This is a genomic window from Corallococcus sp. CA049B, assembly GCF_003611685.1.
GTDB classification, from domain to species: domain Bacteria; phylum Myxococcota; class Myxococcia; order Myxococcales; family Myxococcaceae; genus Corallococcus; species Corallococcus coralloides.
On sequence record NZ_RAWC01000077.1, the window covers coordinates 15,876 to 36,024 of the forward strand.

A 20,149-nucleotide genomic window follows, 5' to 3' on the forward strand; every position below is an offset into this window, starting at 1 on the left:
CGCGCTACTTCACGGTGAACGGGCGCGAGCTCCCCGCGTACGGGTGGATGCGCCCGTCCCAGCCGGACTTCCAGTTCCCCTCGTGCACCAGCCGGTACGTGCCCGGCTGCGTGTCCCGGGGAATGGGCCACGTGATTCGCACCTGTGAGCACGCGAGCGTGGGCACGCAGTACTCGCGCTGCCAGTGATACAGCGCGGCGCCGTCCCCGTCGTTCGCCACGTCCCGCCACGTGCCATCCGCCTCCCGCCGCTGCACGCGCAGGAAGGTGCCGCCCAGCTTCAGGTCATTGCGCGGATGGCCGCCCCAGAAGGCGACGCTCGCGGTGTCGCCGCGCGCGTAGGACGCCTTCGCCTCCTCCGCGACGGCGCCGAAGTCCACCCAGAGCAGCTTGTCGTCGAACACCACGCCGGGCTGCAGCCCCACCACCGCCTTGCGCAGGTCGCGCGGCGTGGGGCCGGGCGGCACGGACGTCCCGTCGCGCAAGGAGGCCGCGAGCCCCGTGAAGGACTGCTGCAGCGCCGCCAGCGTCCACGGGCCGAAGTGCGTGGACGCGCCCTCGTAGTCCTGGCGCGCGTACTCCTCGCGCGTGGCCACGTAGCCCGAATAGGCGTTGGCCGGTCCCACGATGACCACGTCCGTCACGCCCGCGCCCTGGAGCTGCGCGCGCACCGTGTCGCGCAGCCGGCGGCCCGCCATGGTGGTCATTTCGAAGGGCACCGCCACCAGCGCCAGCGGCCCCACCGTCACCACCTGGAGCGGCAGCACCTCCGGGGACCAGGGATAGGGCTTCATGGTGCCCATCTCCAGGACGATGGGCTTCTCCCCCTGGCAGGGCGTGGTGACGGCGGCGCAGGTGAACTGGCTCCACACGTCGTGCACGGACTCGCACGTGGCCCCCTCCGCGCCGAAGCCGGGCCCGTCCTCCGCGCCCGCGAGCATGGACAGGCCGATGGCCGCGGGACAGGTGCGGCGCGCGCTGCCGTCCGCGAACGCGGGCGCGACGTCCACCGCGTCCATCTTCACGTAGGCGTGCCGGTAGTCCACGCCGCCCATCACCGGCATCCCGGCGGTGGACCACAGGTGCGCGGCGAAGTCGTACTGCTTCTTCGCGGAGATGGCGGCGTCCTCGAAGTCGTTCGCGCCGCCGCCATTCGTTCCGCCCAGGATGTTGGGCGTGACGTCGCCCTCATTCGAGTTCGCGAACGCCGCGACGAAGGTGTCCGGGCCTCCGGGCGTCCGTCCTCCCTTCTCCACCTCGAACGTGTGCGCCGCCATCCCCTTGTTGTCGCCGCTGATGTACGTGTTCGTGTTGCCGAAGGACGTGGCGTGCACGGCGAACCAGTTGACGAGCCCCAGCTCGCGCCCGTCCGCTCCCGTCATCCGGAGCAGCGTCATGCGCGTGTCCACGTTGTCGGGATAGCGGGCGCGCTCGGCCTCCGGGTTGCGCAGGTAGGCCTCCGGTGAGCGGTTGATGCTGGCGCCGTGCAGGTCGCCCGAGGACAGCCGCAGCGACCCTTCCGCCAGGCGCGCGTTGGCGCGAAGGATGGAGTCCGTGATGCCGGAGACGATGGCCTCGAAGTTCTGGGGCACGAAGCCGAAGGTGGTCAGGTTGTAGAACGTGTAGTGGCTGAAGCCGCCCGGCCCGGCGTGCGTGTGCGTGGCGCTGAGCAGCACGTTGTCGTCGGAGAAGGTGTCACCCAGCTTCGAGCGCAGCCGCTCCACCACCTGCTGCTTCACCGCCTGGAACACCATGCCCAGGTCCGCGCTGACGAAGGCCACGCGGCGGCCGTTGCACGGCGAGGCGATGACGAACGCCCGCGAGAACAGCCGCAGGTGGATGCCCTCCGTCTTCTGGCCCACCTGCCCGTAGCCCATCATCCCCACCTCCGCCGCGGGGCCGGTGATGTCCGAGCGCGCCGCGCCGATGAGGAAGTTCGAGGAGCCCGCGCACCCGTTCGCCGGAGCCTCCGTGGGAGCCGGAGCCCGCGGCGCCCCCTCCTGCGCGCTGGAAGCGCCCGGCCCCAGCGCCAGCGCGCAGCCCAGCAGCAACCCGAGCACGGGAGCGAGGCGGGCGTTCAGCGTGCGCATGGCATCCTCCACGGCCTCCGGAAGGGAAGGCCCCCGGCGGCGGCGGGGCCCCAGCATGTCTCCGTTACCCCCGGGAGGGCAGCGCACGCGAGGGCGGGCCGTCCGACGCTCCACACTCGAACACGGGAGCGCGGCGGATTCAGTCCATTTCGCGGCAGCGGACGGGCGGCCCGCTCCGCCGCATGGACGCGGACCGCGGGCCTGGCTCAGGCCACGCGTGCGGGCCGCGCGGCGACGTGCAGGGTGACGCGGAAGGTGGCGCCGTGGCCCGGCGTGGACTCCGCGGCGATGGTGCCGCCCAGCGCGCGCACGATGGTGTCGCAGATGGACAGGCCCAGGCCGGTGCCCTGGCCCGGCGCCTTGGTCGTGAAGAAGGGGTCGAAGATGCGGCGCAGCAGCTCCGGCGCGATGCCCCGGCCCGTGTCGCGCACCTCCACCACCACCCGGCCGTCGTCGTCCACGCGGCTGATGAGCCGGATTTCGTGCTCGTCCGTGAAGCCTTCGGGAATCGCGTGCGCGGCGTTGATGACCAGGTTGAGGAACACCTGGAACAGCTTGCCCTCGTTGGCGCGCACCGTCGGCACGACGCCGTACTGCTTCACCAGCCGGGCGCGCGGCCGGATTTCACTGGCCGCCATCTGCGCGACGGAGTCCAGCACGCGGTGCAGGTCCACCGCCTCCTCGTGCGCGTCGTCCACGCGGGAGAAGACCTTGAGCTGGCGGACAATCTGGCGCATCCGCTCGGAGCCCTCGCGCGCGTCGTCCAGCACCTGCTGGTACTCCAGCAGCTCCTCGGCGCCCAGGGGCCGGGGCATGGGGCCCAGCGCGCGGTGCAGGAACTCCAGGTTGGAGAGCACGTAGGACAGCGGGTTGTTCAATTCGTGCGCGATGCCCGCGGCCAGCATGCCCATGGAGGCCAGCCGGTCCCCCAGCATGAGCTGCGCCTGCATGTGCTTGCGCTCGGTGAAGTCGCGCGCCACCGTCACGCGCGCGGGCACGCCGTCGAAGAGCACGCCCAGCGTCACCAGGTCCGCGCTCACCACCTGCCCGTCGCGGCGCACCAGCGGCACCTCATGCGAGCGGGCCGCCAGCGCTCCGTCCTGCGCCTCCTCCAGGTGGCGGCGCGCGACCTCCTGGTCCTCGCGCCGCACCAGGCCCAGCAGGTGCCGGCCCAGCAGCTGCGCGGGGTCCTGGTAGCCCAGGTAGTTGGCCATGGCCGGGTTCACCGACAGGAGCATGCCGTCCGTGGTGTGCACCACCACGGGGTCCGGGAACCCTTCGATGAGCAGGTGGAAGCCGGCCTCCGTGCGGCGCAGCGCCGTCTCCGTGCGCACGCGCAGCGCGTCCGTGGTGTGCTGCTCCAGCGCCAGCGACAGCGCGCCGGCCGCGCCGGACAGCAGCTTCACCTCCACGTGCGACCAGGGCCGCGCGTCGTCGCAGTTGTCGAAGCCGATGAAGCCGAACGGCTCGCCGTGCACCATCAGGGGCAGCACCAGCAGCGAACGGATGCCCTGCGCCAGCAGCACCGGCGCGTTGTCCGCGCCGAAGTCCTCCGGCGAGCCCTGCACGGCCTCGCCCCGGTGGAGCTGCTCCAGCTGGGACAGCGTGAAGGCCTGGTCGATGGGCCACGCCTGCGTGTCAGGGTTGTCCAGCTCGCGCGAGATGCCGGGCGCGCACCACTCCGCGCGCTGCGACTGGAGCATCCGGCCGGAGGCGTCGCGGTGGAACTCGAACACGTACGCGCGGCTGGCGCCCGCGACGCGGCCCAGCGGCTCCAGGATGGAGTCGTACACATCCACGGAGGCCTCCGGCGCCAGCAGCTGCCGCTGCACCTCCACCATCGCGCCCAGGTAGCGCTCGCGCGTGGCGGCGGCCTCCTCCGCCAGACGGCGCGGGGTGACGTCCACCAGCGTGCCCAGCACGCCGCCCAGGTGCTCCGGGTCCCCTGTCGCGGACAGCTCCACCCAGCGCGGCTGCGTGCCGCCCGACAGCCGCAGCTCCAGCCGCGAGGGCACGTCCGTGCGCGCCAGCGCCGTGCGCAGCAACACCCGCGCCTGGTCCCGGTCCTCCGGGTGGAACAGCTCCACCAGCGAGCGGCCCAGCCACGCGTGCACGGGAGCTCCGACCAGGCGCTCCCAGGCGGGGGTCGCCAGGACGAGGCGGCCCGCCGCGTCCAGTTCGAAGAGGGCCTCGCGTAACAGCGACCCGGCGCGCTGGAAGCGACGCGTGTCCACGAGGTCGCTCGCCCCGGATGACTGCCCCAGAGCAGCGGAGCTCCCCGTTTCGCGTTGCTCCTGCGTCACCGCGGCCTCCTTCATCACGGATGAAACGGAATGAAACCTGGATTTGAGGAAAACCCACCCGGTGCATCCAGGCCCGAGCCCTCGCTCCGTCTCACCGCGGCCCGAAGCATAGGGCGCTCGAATGTTTCAAAGTCAATGGACCCACCCGGGACTCATGGGTTTCCCTCGGAGTCTGGGGGCTCCCAGCCCCCGGGAATTCCGGAACGTGGGCGTTGACGGCGATCTCCGAGCAGGCGTGCAGGCACGCCACCGACGATGGCCCACGGGGGCACGTCGCGGGTGACGACGGCGCCCATTCCAATCACCGCGTGGTCGCCCACGGTGACGCCGTCGGTGATGCCCGCGTTGGCGCCCACCCAGACGTCCTGGCCGATCACGATGCCCTTCGAGGTGACAGGCTGTTCGCGCACGGGGCGGTCCGGCGCGAGCCCGTGGTCGAAGGCGTAGAGCGTGGCGCCGGTGGCGATGCGGCTGCCCTCGCCGATGCGGATGCCGCACGCGCCGCCGTCCAGGCTGACGCGCGCGTTGAGGCTGACGCGCGGCCCCAGCACCACGGGCCCGTGCACGAAGGCGTCCGCGCCGATGCTGCACCCCGGCCCGATGCGCACGGTGCGGCCGGGCTCCGCGAAGATGCGCGCCTCCGGGGCGATGAAACATCCTTCGGCGATTTCAACGGTCTCCAGCGCGCGCAGGCGGTCCTGCACCTCGCGCTGCCAGGCCTCCGCCCACTCGCGGTGGCGCGGCTTGAGGCTGAAGTAGAGCCACGGCATCCACGACAGCCGCAGCTTGTGTTGTTCACGGCGTCGCGCGTCCAGGTCCACGCGTCCTGACTACCACGGGCCCGGCGGGCTCCGGCGTCACAGGGGCTCGGGCTTCACGGAGGGAGCGGCGATGGGCTCCGGCGTGGGCTCCACGGTGAAGTGGCAGCGCTCGCGCTCCTGGGCCACGGCCTCCGCGTCCAGGGCCACGGGGGACAGGCGGCAGAGCATCTCGTCCGGCTCCCATGGGTACGGCCGGCCGTCCAGGCGCACGCGCCCTTCGGCCACGGCGCGCGTGGCGTCCACGAGCGGCAGCGAGGACAGGTCTCGCATCAGCGCCTCGAAGCGGCCCTGACGCTCCGGGGTGCAGAAGTGGAAGCGGCCTCGCGCGACGACGGCCAGGTGGTACCACATGGGCCGGAAGGCCACGCCCGCCAGGCCCAGGCGCTGGGCCATGGCGAGCAGCACCTCCGTCGTCTCGCGCGACAGACCCAGGCCGGGCACCTCCTGGCCGGGCAGCTGCGGGCGCGTGTCGCTGAAGCGCGCGCGCGGGTGGCGCAGGGACAGCCAGTTGGCGAAGAGGAAGGTCTCGCCCTGGAGGTCCTTCTTCTCCACCACCGCGTCCGACAGCAGGTGCTCGCGGCCGCCCGCGTGGCCCAGCACCATGATGCGGTCGCCGGTGCCGCCGGTGGAGGCCACCTGCACGCGCAGGCGGCTGTAGCCCAGGCGCTCCACGTACGACAGCAGGCCGTAGCGGAACAGGGCGTACTCGATGCCCTGCGCGGTGTAGTGGCCCAGCACGCGCGGCTGCACCTCCGGCCCCAGCCGCAGCGGGCCCTCCAGGTCCTCCAGCGAGAAGGGCTCCCAGTGCGGCGCCTTGCCGGCGGTGTTGCCGTTCTCCGGATCCAGCAGGTGCGCGATGCGCTGGAAGCGGGCGCTCAGTGGGTCGTAGCGCGCGGTGATGCGCTGGTGGCCCAGCCCCGCGAGCACCAGCACGGTGCCCGCGAACAGCTTCCAGGAGTCCGCGTGGTAGCCGCCGCCGGGCAGCCACACGCTGGCCCGTCCCCGCAGCGCGGCGGCGATGGCCACGTCGCGCTTGCGCGCCCCGTGGAGCGTGATGCCCACGCGCCCGAAGCGGTCCCCGGCCAGCACGTCCCCTCCGGCGATGACGAAGGTGATGTCGGAGGCGGGCATCCGCGCGAGCAGGTCCTTCACCTTCTGCACGTAGGTGACGTCGTCGCAGCCGTCCGGCACGCGGGTCTCGTCCACGCCGGGGGGCAGCACGCCCCAGTCGCTGCCGGACACGGAGCCGATCCACGTCTTCGGCTGGCCGGCGAGGCACGCGGCGGTGCCGTCCGGCGGGTGCGCGTCCAGGTCCAGCACGGCCACGGAGCCTTCGAAGCCGGACGCGCGCAGGTCCGCCACGGCCACGGCGATGTCGTTGACGGTGCAGAAGCCGCCGCCCTTGTCCGGGCGCGCGTGGTGGAAGCCGCCGGCCATGTTGACCACGGGCGTCTGCCTCGCGAGCGCCAGCCGCGCCGCGCCCAGCGTGCCGCCGCACACCAGCCGCACGCTGTCCAGGAGCGCGTCCACGGGGACCTCCGACGGGTCGGAAAGGGTGGTGGCCCCTTCATCCTGCGAGGGGGCCGTGGGCGCAAGGCTCATTCCACGGGGCGCTGGGCCTCGTCTTGAAGGGCGGGGCTGCGGCGGCGCACGGTGCGGGCGGCGACGGTGACGAACAGGGCCCACGCGAGCCCGGCCACCCAGCCGCCGAGCACGTCCGTGGGGTAGTGCACGCCCAGGTACACGCGGGTGCAGCCCACGAGGACGGAGAGGAGCAAGGCCACGGTGAGGAGGTAGACCTTCACGCGGCGGTGCTCGGCGAACTGGGCCAGGAGCGCGCCCAGCGTGAGGTAGGTGATGGCGGACAGCATGGCGTGGCCGCTGGGGAAGCTGGTGGACAGGGTCTCGGTGAGGTGGGGCACCACCGAGGGGCGCGGGCGGTGGAACAGGTTCTTGAGCGCCGCGTTGAGGATCCACCCGCCGACGATGGCGGACAGGACGAAGAGGCTGGTGCGGTAGCGGCGGGCCACCACGAGGAAGCCGCACACGGCCGCGGTGAGGAGCGCCAGGACGGGGAAGCCGCCCAGGGACGTCACGTCGCGAGCGGTCTCCGCGAGCCACCACGGGCCTCGGGGGAGCGCGGGGTCTTCTTCACGGCGCAGGGAGCGCACGATGCGCTCGTCGATGTCCTGCGTGTCGCCTTCATGGACCTCGTCGGACAGGACGACGAAGCCCAGGACGCACGCGACCACGAGCAGGAGCAGCCCCAAAGGCCGCGTCACCATCGCATCCCAACCCGACACCCACCGCCATGGCCCTCGTGACATGGCGGTGACTTAAGACAGCGGGTGCGGGCTGGCCATGGGCTTTTCGCGGCGAGTGTCGGACAGGCTCCAGGTGCTCAGGGAGGGTCCACGGACACGCCCAGTTCCTCCGCGCCGGCCTCATACGCTGAAGCGCGGAGAGTCGCGGGTGAAGGTGGCGGCGCGGTTGGGCATTTCGCGGGACGAACTGCGTCGCCACCGAGCCAGCGGCTCACTTCAGCGGCGAGAGGTCGTTGCGAATCACCCGCTGCTGGAAGCCGCTCGTCGAGGCCCCACCCTGCACGATGGGGTTCGACGAGTTGAGCGTGAGCTGGCCGTACGCATCCGTGCTGCCGGCCGTGGCCTGCTGCGGGACGTCATTGCCGTTGTACTGCACCGTCGCGACGACGAGTTCGCCGGTGGCCGAGTAGGTCCAGTTCTGCTGGTACGACGCGCTGCCGAACTCGATGCAGTCGATGGACCACTGGTTGTAGACCGTGGACTTGTCGTACGGGCCGGTCCAGCCCTGCGTATTGCCGAACCCATCGCTGGAGAACAGGCTGTAGACGAGCTCCGTCGGCGGGTACGCGGCCAGCCCGCCGCTCTCGTTACTCTGGAGCCAGAACTCGGTCGTCGTCACGTACGGGCCGCGCGCGTGGCCCGGCTGCTGGCTGAAGTCGGTGAACCAGCACGACAGGTCATCCGCGCGGTCGGCGATGTACTTCGCCAGGTCTCCATCCGCCGCCGTGACGGACGCGATGGTGCCGTACCACCACTGCTTGCCCGCCGGCGCGTTCTGGTAGGTGCGGTGCGCGGCGAGGTAGAGCTGCTCGACGAAGCGGCGCTTGAGGTTGACCAGGAACGAGGAGGCCATCGACTCCTCCGCGTTGTTCCAGTAGGTCTCGTCGTCGGGCAGCTTGGGCGAGGCGAGCGCGAGCAGCCCGAGCTGCGCCGGCATCCCCGTGAGGGGGCTGGTGTAGAGCTGCTGCCAGACGGCGTCGAGCCCGCTGGTGCCCCGCGCGTTGAGCAGCGCGTCGTGGAGGTCGCCGACGGCGTTGAGGGACGCGTCGAACGCGGACTCCAGGTTGCTCTGGTAGGCCTCGAGCGTCATGGACCCGTTGGCCCCCTTCGCGGCCTCGCTGTCCTGCGCCGCGGTGAGCGCCGTGTCGAAGAGGGCCGCGAGCGAGCCGCCCACCTCCGGAATCGCGTTGAGGACGACGTTGATGACGCCGAAGAGGCAGTCGAGGCCAATCTGCAACGCCGGGTCGGTCACCGCCGGCGCGTTAAACGTGTCGAAGACGCCGACGATGCTCCCCTGCAGGTCATCCCGCACGTTCTTCAGCGACTGGTTCGTCTGCTTCAGGATGGCGAGCACCAGGTCCACGTTGGCGTCGGTCGGGTCCGGCAGCGCCGGCGTCGCGAACTCGGACATCGCGATGAGCCCGCGCTTCGTCGTGTACTCCCACGTGGGCCAGCCCGCGCTCCACCCGCGCGAGGACGCCAGCCGCATGACGCTCTGGGCCCAGACGGCCGTGTCGCTCAAGTCAATCAGCGAGCGCGGCTGGAACATCACCTCGAACAGGTCGGCGTTGTCCGCGTCCACGAAGGTCAGCCCCGGGTAGTCCTTGGAGAAGAGCAGTGCCGTGCGCGTGTCCGCCGTCTCCGAGAACGTGGGAATGCCGAGCTGGTAGCCCTGGGCCACCGCCCAGCGCATCACCGTCACGCCCCAGTCCTCGATGGGGTTCTCCGGCACGACGGGCGGAAGCTGGGACTTCGGGATGTCGACAACGGAGATGGCCGGGTGCTCCAGGAGGAGGATGACGCCCCACGTGGCCTGACCCACCTCCCACGTCGGAATCGCGCCGATGCAGCCGCTCTGCGTCTTCGCCCAGGCCATGACGGTCTGCATGGCGTACTGCACCATCGGCAGCGACGCGTCCGAGGGGGCGTAGGGGGCGAGCTGGCTCGTGGGCACGTCCTGCCACTGCAACAGCCGGGGCTGGGTGGCATCCATCACGCGGGTACGGAGGGCGGCGGCGGTTCTCGACATGGGAGGCTCCTGTGAAAAGGGGTTCGGCAGCGGTGCCGGCTCTGCGCCCGGGGGCTTGAGCAAGCGACGTGCCGCCTCCGCCCGCGGCCCGGCACGGCGCCGGACACAGGGGAGCGCCTCTCTTCCCGGCGCGGCGGGTGTGTCGGCGACACGTCGGCGACGTGTCGGCGACATGCTGATGGACGGGGGCGACCCGCGGGGCGTCCCTTGCGCCATTCGTAGCGAAGGCGCGCAGCGCCTCGGGGAACGGCAACGAGCCACTGCGCCGCCTGACGGAACTGCTCCAACTCCTTTTCCATCTCCACGGACCACCCTGAAGATGATCAGCAGCGCCAGCACCACGTCGACCAGGGTGTGACGTTGATGTCCGCCTTCACTCCGCCCCTGCCGCCCACGGCCATTCCCATGCACAGCCTCCCTATGAGTCGAACCACGGGGCCGGGATGCCGTTGGCCGTGGGCACCCGGTGGTTCGGTCATGGCTCGGTCACCGGCGCCGGACAGGCTGGATGCGTCGCACCTCAGTCCTGATAGGCATAGCTCACGTCGGGGAGCTCGGGGCGTGCCTGGCCCGCGAGCCATACGTCGGTACCGACCATGCGTACCTCATCGACGGTGTTGAGCACGAAGCCAGGGAGTGAGGGAACGCCGTCGTCAAACCAGCGCAGCAGCAGCTCGTGAGCATCGAAGTCGAGGACCAGCGGGGCCACCACCGGATCAGCGAGCGCTTGTGCCGGTCCAGGCCAACCCAGAGCCCGCAGCGCCTGTTCCAATGGGTTATTCGGCTCGGGGAAGCGCTGATAGTCCTCGATCCAATCAGCCCAGTCCTGTTCGAGCAGCGCCACGGCGTAGGCGCCAGGCAGGACGACCTCGTAACGAACTTCGACAACGCCCGGGGTGCGCCAATGCTGGCCGAAGTTCATTGTGCGCACACGCAAGGCGTCCACCAACACCGGGCAGCCCTCCACGAGGTATCTGGCCGTATGTGGCGGAACGGGGAATCGTGGCCGCCACTCGTTCTGATAGGTCATGGTTCCTCCGACAGGATACTGGAGCAGAAGAGAGAACGCTGAAGCGGGGCCGAGGTCATGCGGACGACCGAGAGTGGACCACTCCTGAGCAACGCGGACCTGGATGCGTTCGAGCAGCGGTTCGAGCTCGCGCTCCCACTGCCACTTCGTGAATTCCTGCTCGCCACCCACGGAGGCCGGCCGGAGCGCGACCTCTTCAAGCTCCAGGGGCTGCCGGGGAATCCCATCGGCCGGATCCACTTCTTCTTCGGACTCAACGACCCCGTCGAGTCCTGCAACCTGGACTGGAACCTGGAGGTCTTCCGGGATCGCATCCCTCCAGGTCTGCTCCCCATCGCGACGACAGAGGGCGCGGACAAGGTGTGTCTGTCCGTGACGGGCCAGGTGTTCTACTGGGACGCGCATGCCCGGCCGGGCACGGCCAGCGTCCACTTCCTGGCGGAAGACCTCGACACCTTCATCTCGGCGCTTCAGTCGGATGCGCTGTCGCCCACCCTGCTGGAGTCCTGAGCGGCGTACGCCCCTGGACGCTCCGACCCCGGAGGCATTGTCAGGGGTGTGGGGCCTGTTATCACCCGGTGACGTTCGCACCCCGGGAGGCACCCGCACATGGCCATCGCCACCATCAGCCCCACCACCGGCAAGACGCTGCGCACGTTCGACGTGCTCTCGTCCGAGGAGCTGGAGCGCAAGCTGCAACGGGCCGCGGAGACGTTCCGCGCCTACCGCGAGACGTCCTTCGCTGACCGCGCCCGCTGGATGCGCCGCGCCGCTGAGATCCTCGAAGTCGAGGCCCCCCGCTTCGGCCGCATGATGACGGAGGAGATGGGCAAGCCCCTGGAGGCCGCCAAGGCGGAGTCCATCAAGTCCGCCACCGCGTGCCGATACTACGTCACCCGCGCCGAGAAGCTCCTGCGCGACACGCCCATCGATGTGGATGGCGACACCGCCTTCGTGCGCTATCAGCCCCTGGGCCCCGTCCTCGCCATCATGCCGTGGAACTTCCCCTTCTGGCAGGTCGTGCGCTTCGCCGCCCCCGCTCTCATGGCCGGCAACGTGGGCCTCCTCAAACACGCCAGCAACGTGCCCCAGTGCGCCATCGCACTCGAAGAAATCTTCCGCACCGCCGGCTTCCCTGAAGGCGCCTTCCAATCCCTGTTCATCGAAACATCGGACGTGAACCGCGTCATCGAAGACCCTCGCGTGAAGGCCGTCACCCTCACCGGCAGCGAGGGCGCCGGACGCGCTGTCGGCGCCGCCGCGGGCCGTGCCATCAAAAAGGTCGTGCTGGAGCTGGGCGGCAGTGACCCGTTCATCGTCATGCCCAGCGCGGACCTGGACAAGGCCGTGCACACCGCCGTGTCCGCGCGCCTCATCAACAACGGCCAGTCCTGCATCGCCGCCAAGCGCTTCATCATCGCCGAGCCCATCGCCCAGGAGTTCGAACGCCGCTTCGTCGAGCGCATGAAGACCATGGTGGTCGGTGACCCCATGGATCCAAAGACCGACGTCGGTCCGCTCGCCACGCCCGGCATCCTCGAAGGGCTGCACGCCCAGGTGCAGGAGAGCGTCAAGGCCGGCACCCGGCTGCTGCTGGGCGGCAAGCCCCAGGGCGGCCCCGGCAACTTCTACCCGCCCACCGTCCTGGCGGATCCGCCGCCCAAGGCCCCCGCCTTCCATGACGAGCTCTTCGGCCCCGTGGCCACGCTGCTGCGCGCCCGCGACCTGGAGCACGCCATCGAGCTGGCCAACGCGACGCCCTTCGGCCTGGGCGCCAGCGTGTGGACCCAGGACGCGAACGAGCAGCGCCGCCTCATCGACGGCATCGAGGCCGGCATGGTGTTCGTCAACGCGCTCGTCGCCTCCGACGCGCGCCTGCCCTTCGGCGGCGTGAAGCACTCCGGCCACGGCCGCGAGCTGGCCGACCTGGGCATCCGCGAGTTCGTCAACGCGAAGACCGTCCGCATCACCGGCGCGTCCGGCGCACCGCCGCCGTCGAAGCACGCGGGCGAATAGTCAGCGCGTGCGCACCCGGCCATCCACGGGCGCGCCGTGCACCTCTTCCAGCGCGGACGTCACGGCGTCCACCTCCGCGCCCAGCTGCTCCACGCTGTGGCGCAGGCCCGCGCCGGCCACGTCCGCGTCCGCCGCGTCCGCCGAGCGCACCCGCAGCACCTGGGCGTAGAGGTTCTCCAGCGTGTACGCCAGCCGCGTGAACTCGGCCTCCAGCCGGTCCGCTGCCTTCGTCAGCTCCGCGCGCTGGCGCACCTGCTCATCCAGCACCTGCAACGCCGCGCGCAGCCGGTCGCGAACCACCACGTCCTCCTCCGCGGCCCAGCGCGTCTCCAGCTTCTTGCGCTCGTCCGCCAGCCGCTGCACGTCCTCCGGCGGCGCCACCGTGCGCAGCTCGCGCTCGCGGCGGATGAGCTCGTGGCAGCTCTTGCGCAGGTCCTGCACGGTGCGCTCCGGCGAGCGCACCATCTCCTGCAACACGCCCCTCCCCGCCCGCAGCTCCGCGAGCAGCTTCTCGCAGACCGCATCCACGCGCGTCAGGCGCGGATCCACCGGCGCCTCCGGCACCTTCGCCTGGGGCAGCACCGGCGCGGGCGGCTCCTCCACGCGCGTCAGCAGGGGGTTGTTGCTCGGCCGCAGGTGCTTCGCGGCGCCCTTGAAGAACGCGAGCGCCACGAACACCAGCCACCAGTACTGCTGCGGCAAGCGCACCACCGTGGCCACGCACGCCAGCGCGACGACGAGCTGCCCCACGCCCACCACCGGGTTCCGCGCGGCCTCCTCCCGCGCCGCCTTCTCCGCGCGCTTCGCATCGCGGCGCGCCTGCTGCTGCGAGATGTACGCGTTGCGTTTGGACTGCCGCTCCGCGCGGCGCAGGGCGTCCTTCGACTCGCGCTCCCACTGCTTCTCCCACCGCTGGCGCTCCCGCTCCGCGCCGCGCTCCCACTCCCGCTCCCAGCGGTTGCGCTCCTTCTCGGTGGGCAGGCGGCCCATCCGGCGCACCCACCCCTCCAGGGCCGCGTCCTTGCGCGCGCGCCCCTCCTCGATGGCCGCTTCCAGTCGACGCAGGCGCTCGGCCGCATCGGGAGGGGGCGAGGAGGCAGGGGGCGCTTCGCGGTCTCGGGGCACGAGGTGACGCTAACAACTTCCCCCGGGGTTGGGGACTGTCGTGGGTGGCCCCATAAGCGCAGGTGTTGAGCCATTGGCGCGCGGCGGCCAGGCGGACACGGGCGCGCGGTGGTCCCCTGTGAACGGATGCGGTACTGGGAGGGCACGATGACCCTCCCCACCGCCGCGACCCGCCGCTTCCAGTGGTTCAGCCAGGGCGTGCTCCTCTACACCTTGGGCGTCATCCTCTGGGGCGCGTTCGTGCGCGCCACCGGCTCCGGCGCGGGCTGCGGCGACCACTGGCCCGTCTGCAACGGCGAGGTGCTGCCACGCGCGCCCTCCATCCAGACAATCATCGAGTACACGCACCGGCTCACCAGCGGCCTGGCCACGGTGCTCGCCGTCGCGCTCTACGCCTGGGGCCGCCGCGAGTTCCCCAAGGGCCACCCGGGCCGCAAGGCGGCGTTCTGGGCGCTGGTGTTCATGCTCACGGAGGGCCTGGTGGGCGCGGGCATCGTGCTGCTCAAGTACGTGGCGCAGGACGCGCGCCTGGGACGCGCGGTGTGGATGGGCTTGCACCTGACCAACACCTTCCTCCTGGTGGGCGCGCAGACGCTGGTGGTGTGGTCCTCCAGGGGCCGCGCGCGCATGGCGCTCCGGGGCCAGGGCGTCGTGGGCGCGCTGCTGGGCGGGAGCATCGCCGGCATGCTGGTGCTGGGCATCAGCGGCGCGGTGGCCGCGCTGGGCGACACGCTCTTCCCCGCCACCAGCCTCACGCACGGCTTCGAGCAGGACCTGTCGGAGACGGCGCACGTGCTCTTGCGCCTGCGCATGTTCCACCCGGCCATCGCGGTGGCCATGGGCGCGCTGCTGGTGTTCGGCGGCCGTCAGGTGGCGCGGCTGCGGCCCTCGCCGGACGTGCGGCGCGCGTCCGCGTGGCTCACCGGCATGTACGTCGCGCAGCTGTGCGCGGGCATCATCAACCTGGTGCTGCTGGCGCCGGTGGCGATGCAGCTGGTGCACCTGCTGCTCGCGGACTGCGTGTGGATGTGCGTGGTGCGGCTGTGCGCGGCGGGGCTCGCGGAGGACGCGCCGCGCCTGGAGCCCGCGACCGAGCCCGCCTCCCGCGTGGAGCCGGTGTAGCGCTCAGCCGCGCAGCCCCCGGGGCACCAGCACGCGCGCCACCGCTTCGAAGAGGCCGCTGACCGCGAGCGCGAGCACCGCCGCGGGCACCGCGCCCTCCAGGATGAGCCCCACGTCGTCCAGGCGGATGCCGGTGAGGATGGGCTGGCCGTAGCCGCCCGCGCCCACCAGCGCGCCCAGCGTGGCGGTGCCCACGTTGATGACCGCCGCCGTCTGGATGCCCGCGAGGATGGACGCCGCCGCCATCGGCAGCTCGATGCGCCACAGCCTCGCGCCGGACGGCAGGCCCAGCGCCTCCGCGGATTCGCGCACCTCCCACGGGACGCCCTGCAACCCCGCCGCCGTGTTCCGCACGATGGGCAACAGGCTGTAGAGGAACAGCGCCGCGATGGCCGGCTTCGAGCCGATGCCCAAGAGCGGAATCATGAACACCAGCAGCGCCAGCGACGGCACCGTCTGGATGACGCTGGAGAGGCCCAGCACGCCCTGCCCCAGGCGTGGACGGCGCGCGGCCACCACGCCCAGCGGGATGGCCAGCGCGATGGCCGCCACCAGCGACAGCCCCACGAGGAACAGGTGCTCGCGCGTGCGCTGCCAGATGCGCGCGCCCCTCCCATCCGTGCGCACCTCCGTCGTCAGGCCGAAGGAGGCCTGGAGGAAGTCCGCCGCCACCTGGGCCTCCGGCACGTGCTCCAGCCGCGCGCGGGCGTTGAGCTTCACCATCTCCGCTTCCGTGAGCGAGCCCTCCAGCCGGCGCAGCGCCTGGACCACTTGAGGCGCACGGGTCTCCAGGTCCGCGCGGTAGAGGAGCACGGCGTCGTACGCGGGGAAGTGGTGCCGGTCATCCTCCAGCACGCGCAGCCCGTAGGCGGCGATCTCCGCGTCCGTGGAGTACAGGTCCGTGAGCTGGATGGCGCCGCTCTCCATGCCCCGGTACGCCAGGTCGTGGTCCAGGCCGCGCACGTCGCGCTGGGGCAGGCCGTATGCGTCGCGCAGCGCGGGCCAGCCGTCGCCCCGCTGCATGAACTCATTGCTGAAGCCCACGCGCAGCTCCGGGTGCGCCTTCAAGTCGGAGATGCGGCGGATGCCCAACCGCTCGGCCTCCGCTTCCTTCATGCCCAGCGCGTACGTGTTGTTGAAGCCCAGCGGCGCGCTCATCCGCAGGCCTTCGTCCGCGAGCGCCTTCCGTAGTGCATCGTCGTCCGGCAGCGCGCGGCCCACGAGCAGTTCCTGCCGCAGCGTGCCGGTGTACTCGGGATAGACGTCCAGCTCGCCCCGGCGCAGCGCCTCCCACAACACCGTGGTGCCGCCCAGCTCGCGCCGGTGCGAGGCCCGCGCGCCGGCGTCCTCCGCCACCTGCGTCACCATCTCCCCGAGGATGACGGACTCGGTGAACTTCTTGGACCCCACGCGAACCTGGGGCCCGCCGCCACCTTCGGTGCTCGTGCACGCGACGGTGAGCAGCAGCAACCACGCCAGCGGCAGCGCGCGCATCATCCCTGCCTCCGCAGGGGCAACGGGCGCTGCGCCTGGATGAACCGCGTGACGAACGGATCCGCGGGACGCGACTCCAGCGCGTCCAGCGTGCCCTGCTGCACCACCTGGCCCTCGCGCATCAACACGATGCCGTCCCCCAGGAAGGCGGCCTCCGCCAGGTCGTGCGTGACGAGCACCACCGTCTTGCCCAGCCGCTCGAAGATGCCGCGCAGGTCCGTCTGGAGGTCATGGCGCACCAGCGGATCCAACGCGCCCAGGGGTTCATCCAAGAGCAGCACGTCCGGGTCCAGCATCAGCGCGCGCATCAGCGCCACGCGCTGCCGCTGGCCTCCGGAGAGCTCGCCCGGGAGGCGCTCCAAGGCCTCCGCCGGGAAGCGCGTCAGGTCCACCAGCCGCGCCAGCCGCTCGCGGATCCGCGCCTCCGGCCAGCGCAGGTGCCGCGCCATCAGCGTGACGTTCCGCGCGCCGGTGAGGTGCGGGAACAGGCCTCCGCCCTGGAGCGCGTAGCCCACGCGTTGGCGCACGGCGAGCAATGCGTCCGCGGCCTCCGGCAGGGGCTGTCCGTCGAAGAGGACGCGTCCTGTATCGGGCCGCAGCAGGCCGTTGAGCAGCCGCAGCAGCGTGGACTTCCCGCAGCCGCTGGGGCCGATGAGCACCGTGGTGGCGCCCTGGGGCAGACTCAGGTCCAGCGGGTGCAGGGCCTGCGCGGCACCAAAGCGCTTGGACACTCCTTCCAGGAGGAACACGAACGCCACGTCCCTTCAGCGCGGGGCGAACACGCCGTTGCAGGCGGTCGGAAAGGGGAGGGGCGCACTCGCCGGGAGGCTGCACGCCGCGAACAGGCCCCAGCCCTTGTAGTTCACGCCGCCGGTCCACACCTGGACGTCACCGCCCCCCTCCGGTGCGGGCGCGGTGAAGCGGACGCAGCGCGTGGCCAGGCCCTCCACGTAGCAGTCGCGCACCTCCACCGGGCCGGCCCCCGGGAGCGCGTCGCGCAGCTCCTCCGCGCTCCGGTCGCGCCAGCGCTCCACCTGGCCCGTACCCGGCAGCACCGGAAGGAAGACGCTCCAGGAGAAGGTGGACGCGGTACAGCGGATCCTCCCCGCACGCGTCGTCGAGTCCGCGACCTCGCAGCCCTCCGGCAGGTACAGCACCCGCCATGGCAGCCGGGGCGGCGTGACGAGCGCGGACGGCGACAGCGTGTCGCCCTCCGGGTTGCCCCGCGTGGCCAGGTACGCGAACAGCTCCAGGCACCGGCCCAGCCCCGCGCGGACGCTGTCGCGCGCCACGCAGCCCAGCTGCCGCACGTGGCCCGCGGAGGGCGTCACCGCCGTGACGTAGCCGCCCACCGTACAGGCGTTCTCACCGGAGCACCGCTCGAAGCGCAGGGACGGGTGCGGCTGTCCACCGAGCGGCAGCTCGCCCCGGGCCTCCGTGAGGTCCGGGCCCAGCCGGGCATGCACGCGGGCGCGGCCGGAGTCCACGGCCTGCGCCTCGCTCTTCCCGGGCTGTTCGTGCAGCCACACGGAGAGCGCGCCGCAGCGGTACGTGCGCGACGTGGCGCTGTCCGGGACGGGGACGCAGCCCTCGAAGAGACTGCGCGCGTCGTCGACGAAGGGGCCCACGGGCGTCACGCCCTCGGCGGGGACCGCGTGGGCCGCTGGCGCGGACGCAAGACACGCGCTCAGCAGCCCCCCCAATGTCACTCCCATCGCCGCGAGTGCCGTGCGCATCCGCGAGGGGATAGGCGCCGGGCCCGGCCGAGTCAACCGGCCCGTCGGCCCGACGCCCACCGCGCTACAAACGCGGGCACTACCTCTTCTTCATCTGCTTCTCGAGCTCCTTCGCCTGCGTCTCGTTGCCGCGGACGGTGCGCTCGGTGTCGCTCAGGAGCGCCAGGAAGCCGGCGTCGTTCTTGTACTCCTTGCGGCCCTCCTCGAGGATGTCCTTGCCCTTCTTCTGGTCCTCCGCGATGCGCGTCAGGAAGGCCTTGTCGAACTCAGGCCCCTGCTTCGCCTGGAGCTTGTTGTACTCCTCGTTCGACTTGTCGATGGCCTTGCCCAGCTTCTCGCCGGTGCCCTTCATCTTCTCCTGGTAGCCCTCCTGGACGCCGGAGCCGCCCATGCCCGTCTGGTCCTCGGAGGTGACGTTGCTGTCGCTGAGGGCACTGATCTGCATCTTCTTCTGCTCGGCCCAAGTGCGCAGCTGGCTCTGGCTGTTCTCGTGGTCCTCGCGCAGCTTGGTGGCGAACTCCTTCACCTGCGGATCCGTCGCCTGCTGCTCCGCGAGCCGCGCCAGCTTGATCTGCCGGTTGTTGAAGACGGCCAGCTTGCCCACGTACTGCACGCGCTTCGCGGCGGCCTCACCCACGGCCTTGCCCTGCTTCATCTCGTGCTTCTCCTGCTTGGACGATTCGTCCTGGGCGTGGGCGGAGAAGCCCATCAGCCCCGTCATGACCGCCGCCGTCACCGCCCGCGTCTTCCAGTTCGTCTTGCTCATGGTCCCTGCCTCCCCCGCCTTCGCGGATGCACGTTTGACGGGGGCAAGGTGTGGACGCGGAAGCCGGTTGCCAGGGCCGCCTGGCCGAGCGCCCTCCCCCCGGGTACGAGGCCCGGGGGAATGGAGCCGCGTCACTCCACGGGCAGCAGGCCGCGCGCCACCGCGCCGCGCCCCTGCGCCGTGGCCTGGGCCCAGCCGCGCAAGAGCGCCAGCACCTCCGAGGAGAAGCCAGGCGTGTCGACCAGCGTGACGGTGGTGGCCGTCCCGCCCGTCTGCGCCTGCTCGAAGCGCGCGGTGAGCCAGCAGGCCCCGGCGCCCACGCCCTCGGGCACCGTGCGCGACACCTCCAGCTCCAGCAGCGAGGACGGGGACAGCCACCCTTCCGCCCAGCGCAGCCGCCGCTCCAGGAGCGCGCTCAGGGATTCGCGCGCGGCCTTGGCCTGGAGCGCCAGGGGCTCACCGTCGCCGGAGGGCAGGTACACCTCGCGCAGGAAGGGCGGCTCGCGGGTCAGCGCGTGCGCCGTCGCGCGCAGCCACAGGCGGCAGTCGCGCAGCACGTCCGCCGTGGCCGCCACGAAGGGGGGCAGCGGGTGGCGCGTCGGGGAGCGGCGGCTGCCCTTGCGGTCCGGCTCCACCTCCACGAAGGGGGACACGCGCGCGCAGCCCTCCACCGTGCCGTCCACCTCCAGCCCCAGCCGCTCCAGCCGCGAGCCCCGGCCCAGGCCGCGCCACAGGTCCACGAAGGCCGCCGCCAGCGGCGCCGCGTTCGCGACCGAGTACGGCCGCCACTCCACGCGCTGACACACCACGCGCGCCGACGGCACCCGCGCCCCGGGAGGCCCCAGCCCCAGCGTCAGGTCCTCGCCGCCCACCGCCACGCGCGCGGCCAGCACGTGCCGCACGGGGCCTTCCAAGAGCCACACCCGCAGGGCGCCTCGCGGCACCGCGCCCTCCACGTAGCGCGCGCCCAAGAGCCACAGCTCGCCCTGGATGAGCACGTCCTCGCCCCGCGGCGCGTGCAGGTTCGGCCTGGAGTCCTGGCAGCCCAGCACCCAGGCCCCGCGGCCCTCCTGGACCCAGCGCACCCGAAGGCCCTCCGGCAACGCCTCCAACGCGCGCCGCGTGGCCTCCGCCTCGCTCAACCCTTCCGCCATTGGGCCCCTCAAACCAAACAGCGCTACGGTATTCTTACATAATAATTGTGATTCAAGCCGCGTGTCAGCACGTTTTTCGTGGTTTCCCGAGTGGGTAGCGGGCAACCCGGTAGGTCTGGGTGGGGGGACGGCGGGGAGAC

16 protein-coding genes are annotated in these 20,149 nt (G+C 71.7%); 3 read left to right on the plus strand and 13 right to left on the minus strand.

Features of this window, described 5'->3' with window-relative positions:
- Window positions 1–4 precede the first annotated feature (4 nt).
- The 7 genes from D7W82_RS18685 to D7W82_RS18715 all read right to left on the minus strand — a co-directional run bounded on the left by D7W82_RS18685 (window position 5) and on the right by D7W82_RS18715 (window position 10,596).
- Window positions 5–2,089, minus strand: a complete 2,085-nt coding sequence (locus D7W82_RS18685; RefSeq protein WP_120619649.1) for a neutral/alkaline ceramidase — start codon at window positions 2,087–2,089, stop codon at window positions 5–7.
- A gap of 206 nt (window positions 2,090–2,295) precedes the next feature.
- Window positions 2,296–4,323: an ATP-binding protein gene (locus tag D7W82_RS18690; protein WP_233587790.1), complete on the minus strand. Its 2,028-nt coding sequence runs from the start codon at window positions 4,321–4,323 to the stop codon at window positions 2,296–2,298.
- A 221-nt stretch (window positions 4,324–4,544) separates the two neighbouring features.
- Window positions 4,545–5,213 carry an acyltransferase gene (locus D7W82_RS18695; protein ID WP_120619651.1) on the minus strand — a complete coding sequence of 223 codons (669 nt, stop codon included), beginning with the start codon at window positions 5,211–5,213 and terminating at the stop codon, window positions 4,545–4,547.
- A gap of 36 nt (window positions 5,214–5,249) precedes the next feature.
- Entirely contained in the window at window positions 5,250–6,815 is a 1,566-nt protein-coding gene (locus tag D7W82_RS18700; protein ID WP_370451038.1) for a histone deacetylase, read from the minus strand.
- The gene (locus tag D7W82_RS18705; RefSeq protein WP_120619652.1) at window positions 6,812–7,540 is read right to left on the minus strand and encodes a phosphatase PAP2 family protein; all 729 of its coding nucleotides are present in this window, start codon (window positions 7,538–7,540) and stop codon (window positions 6,812–6,814) included. Before D7W82_RS18705 ends, D7W82_RS18700 begins: the two co-directional genes overlap by 4 nt.
- Before the next feature lie 208 nt (window positions 7,541–7,748).
- Window positions 7,749–9,566 carry a hypothetical protein gene (locus D7W82_RS18710; RefSeq protein WP_147439386.1) on the minus strand — a complete coding sequence of 606 codons (1,818 nt, stop codon included), beginning with the start codon at window positions 9,564–9,566 and terminating at the stop codon, window positions 7,749–7,751.
- Window positions 9,567–10,086: 520 nt separating this feature from the next.
- Entirely contained in the window at window positions 10,087–10,596 is a 510-nt protein-coding gene (locus D7W82_RS18715; RefSeq protein WP_120588674.1) for a hypothetical protein, read from the minus strand.
- Between the two features lie 57 nt (window positions 10,597–10,653).
- Here D7W82_RS18715 and D7W82_RS18720 point away from each other — a divergent pair, with 57 nt between their 5' ends.
- Window positions 10,654–11,106: an SMI1/KNR4 family protein gene (locus D7W82_RS18720; RefSeq protein ID WP_120588673.1), complete on the plus strand. Its 453-nt coding sequence runs from the start codon at window positions 10,654–10,656 to the stop codon at window positions 11,104–11,106.
- 99 nt (window positions 11,107–11,205) lie between these two features.
- Window positions 11,206–12,612, plus strand: coding sequence for an NAD-dependent succinate-semialdehyde dehydrogenase (locus tag D7W82_RS18725; RefSeq protein ID WP_120619653.1), 1,407 nt, complete (start codon window positions 11,206–11,208; stop codon window positions 12,610–12,612).
- On the opposite strand, the gene D7W82_RS18730 is transcribed toward D7W82_RS18725, so the two are convergent.
- Window positions 12,613–13,737 carry a hypothetical protein gene (locus tag D7W82_RS18730; protein WP_120619654.1) on the minus strand — a complete coding sequence of 375 codons (1,125 nt, stop codon included), beginning with the start codon at window positions 13,735–13,737 and terminating at the stop codon, window positions 12,613–12,615. It lies immediately after the preceding gene.
- A gap of 147 nt (window positions 13,738–13,884) precedes the next feature.
- Here D7W82_RS18730 and D7W82_RS18735 point away from each other — a divergent pair, with 147 nt between their 5' ends.
- Complete coding sequence (locus tag D7W82_RS18735) at window positions 13,885–14,859, plus strand: COX15/CtaA family protein (RefSeq protein WP_120619658.1); 975 nt, start codon at window positions 13,885–13,887, stop codon at window positions 14,857–14,859.
- A 3-nt stretch (window positions 14,860–14,862) separates the two neighbouring features.
- On the opposite strand, the gene D7W82_RS18740 is transcribed toward D7W82_RS18735, so the two are convergent.
- The 5 genes from D7W82_RS18740 to D7W82_RS18760 form a co-directional block, all read right to left on the minus strand.
- On the minus strand, window positions 14,863–16,356 hold the full coding sequence (locus D7W82_RS18740; RefSeq protein ID WP_370451039.1) for a glycine betaine ABC transporter substrate-binding protein: 1,494 nt from the start codon (window positions 16,354–16,356) through the stop codon (window positions 14,863–14,865).
- Complete coding sequence (locus D7W82_RS18745; protein WP_120619659.1) at window positions 16,353–17,102, minus strand: ATP-binding cassette domain-containing protein; 750 nt, start codon at window positions 17,100–17,102, stop codon at window positions 16,353–16,355. Before D7W82_RS18745 ends, D7W82_RS18740 begins: the two co-directional genes overlap by 4 nt.
- Window positions 17,103–17,117: 15 nt before the next feature.
- Window positions 17,118–18,089, minus strand: coding sequence for a hypothetical protein (locus D7W82_RS18750; RefSeq protein ID WP_233587792.1), 972 nt, complete (start codon window positions 18,087–18,089; stop codon window positions 17,118–17,120).
- 79 nt (window positions 18,090–18,168) lie between these two features.
- Window positions 18,169–18,855 (minus strand): DUF4142 domain-containing protein, encoded by a 687-nt coding sequence (locus D7W82_RS18755; protein WP_120619656.1) that lies wholly within the window; start codon window positions 18,853–18,855, stop codon window positions 18,169–18,171.
- Window positions 18,856–18,986: 131 nt separating this feature from the next.
- A complete protein-coding gene (locus D7W82_RS18760; protein ID WP_120619657.1) occupies window positions 18,987–20,009 on the minus strand; it encodes a hypothetical protein in 1,023 nt (340 codons plus the stop codon).
- Window positions 20,010–20,149: the final 140 nt, after the last annotated feature.

Bases quoted from the DNA above. Each gene is read 5' to 3' on its own strand.
- D7W82_RS18685 (WP_120619649.1), bottom strand. From the start codon at position 2,089: ATGCGCACGCTGAACGCCCGCCTCGCTCCCGTGCTCGGGTTGCTGCTG.
- D7W82_RS18700 (WP_370451038.1), bottom strand. From the start codon at position 6,815: ATGAGCCTTGCGCCCACGGCCCCCTCGCAGGATGAAGGGGCCACCACC.
- D7W82_RS18705 (WP_120619652.1), bottom strand. From the start codon at position 7,540: ATGTCACGAGGGCCATGGCGGTGGGTGTCGGGTTGGGATGCGATGGTG.
- D7W82_RS18710 (WP_147439386.1), bottom strand. From the start codon at position 9,566: ATGTCGAGAACCGCCGCCGCCCTCCGTACCCGCGTGATGGATGCCACC.
- D7W82_RS18715 (WP_120588674.1), bottom strand. From the start codon at position 10,596: ATGACCTATCAGAACGAGTGGCGGCCACGATTCCCCGTTCCGCCACAT.
- D7W82_RS18720 (WP_120588673.1), top strand. From the start codon at position 10,654: ATGCGGACGACCGAGAGTGGACCACTCCTGAGCAACGCGGACCTGGAT.
- D7W82_RS18725 (WP_120619653.1), top strand. From the start codon at position 11,206: ATGGCCATCGCCACCATCAGCCCCACCACCGGCAAGACGCTGCGCACG.
- D7W82_RS18735 (WP_120619658.1), top strand. From the start codon at position 13,885: ATGACCCTCCCCACCGCCGCGACCCGCCGCTTCCAGTGGTTCAGCCAG.
- D7W82_RS18740 (WP_370451039.1), bottom strand. From the start codon at position 16,356: ATGATGCGCGCGCTGCCGCTGGCGTGGTTGCTGCTGCTCACCGTCGCG.
- D7W82_RS18750 (WP_233587792.1), bottom strand. From the start codon at position 18,089: ATGCGCACGGCACTCGCGGCGATGGGAGTGACATTGGGGGGGCTGCTG.
- D7W82_RS18755 (WP_120619656.1), bottom strand. From the start codon at position 18,855: ATGAGCAAGACGAACTGGAAGACGCGGGCGGTGACGGCGGCGGTCATG.
- D7W82_RS18760 (WP_120619657.1), bottom strand. From the start codon at position 20,009: ATGGCGGAAGGGTTGAGCGAGGCGGAGGCCACGCGGCGCGCGTTGGAG.